This window comes from Shigella sp. FC1567, assembly GCF_001743015.1.
GTDB lineage: Bacteria > Pseudomonadota > Gammaproteobacteria > Enterobacterales > Enterobacteriaceae > Escherichia > Escherichia coli.
In genome coordinates this window covers 1-1130 of record NZ_MIIV01000301.1, presented here as the reverse complement: position 1 = coordinate 1130, position 1130 = coordinate 1, and the positions used below count along the sequence as shown (strand labels likewise).

The 1130-nt window shown below is 48.9% G+C and carries 1 protein-coding gene and 3 pseudogenes; 2 read left to right on the top strand and 2 right to left on the bottom strand.

Features of this window, described 5'->3' with window-relative positions; translation table 11 throughout:
* Window positions 1–235 (top strand): integrase core domain-containing protein (locus BHE85_RS16240; RefSeq protein ID WP_146627965.1); only part of this gene is annotated, 235 nt, incomplete at its 5' end.
* Window positions 236–394: 159 nt separating this feature from the next.
* Here BHE85_RS16240 and BHE85_RS16230 read toward each other — a convergent pair.
* A pseudogene (locus tag BHE85_RS16230) lies at window positions 395–607 on the bottom strand (tail fiber assembly protein).
* Here BHE85_RS16230 and BHE85_RS27595 point away from each other — a divergent pair.
* A pseudogene (locus tag BHE85_RS27595) lies at window positions 578–646 on the top strand (DinI family protein); the annotation flags it as partial. The pseudogenes BHE85_RS16230 and BHE85_RS27595 overlap by 30 nt on opposite strands.
* An 80-nt stretch (window positions 647–726) precedes the next feature.
* Here the strand turns inward: BHE85_RS27595 and BHE85_RS16225 are convergent.
* A pseudogene (locus tag BHE85_RS16225) lies at window positions 727–1130 on the bottom strand (IS1-like element IS1X2 family transposase); the annotation flags it as partial.

The following is a 1130-nucleotide window of genomic DNA, read 5'->3' as shown; positions in this document are numbered from 1 at the left end:
GCGCGGAAACTGCTGGGATAACAGCCCAATGGAACGCTTCTTCAGGAGTCTGAAGAACGAATGGATGCCGGTGGTGGGTTACGTAAGCTTCAGCGAGGCAGCTCACGCCATAACGGACTATATCGTTGGATATTACAGCGCACTAAGACCGCACGAATATAACGGTGGGTTACCCCCAAACGAATCGGAAAATCGATACTGGAAAAACTCTAACTCGGTGGCCAGTTTTTGTTGACCACTTCATATTCCGTTTTGCCTGTGTGTTGAATAATTCCACTGCAGTTATATAAAATCGGTAACGGCTGGAAATCATTCAATACTCGCACTATCGAAAGTTCACCAGCCAACCGCAGCACGTCCTGCATACGTCGCGTCTGCGGTTTTTCTTTTTCGCTTACATTGTGTCTGGTTCTTCCGGCCACTCAATATCAGGTGCAGTTGATGTATCAACACGGTTCAGCAACACCCGATACTTCTTCTAGGCTTCCAGCAACGAGTTTTCTTCCTCCGTTGCGATCTCCAGATCTACAGCATCCTGAAGTGGCGCAATATGCTCACTGAATTCCTGGATGTAGAACTGTGTGGTGACGGTCTTCCAGACATTCAGCTCCTGCTGTATCGAAGCATACCAGGCTATTTCAATATCGCTATGCTGCGGCAGCATTTAACCCCTTGTAATTCATCGCCATAATTGATTTAATTCACAAATAAGGTAATGACTCCAACTTACTGATAGTGTTTTATGTTCAGATAATGCCCGATGACCTTGTCATGCAGCCCCACCGATTTTGAGAACGACAGTGACTTCCGTCCCAGCCTTGCCAGATGTTGTCTCAGATTCAGATTATGTCGCTCAATGCGCTGAGTGTAACGCTTGCTGATAACGTGCAGCTTTCCCTTCAGGCGTGATTCATACAGCGGCCAGCCATCCGTCATCCATACCACGACCTCAAAGGCCGACAGCAGGCTCAGAAGACGCTCCAGTGTGGCCAGAGTGCGTTCACCGAAGACGTGCGCCACAACCGTCCTCCGTATCCTGTCATACGCGTAAAACAGCCAGCGCTGACGTGATTTAGCACCGACGTAGCCCCACTGTTCGTCCATTTCAGCGCAGACAATCACATCACTGC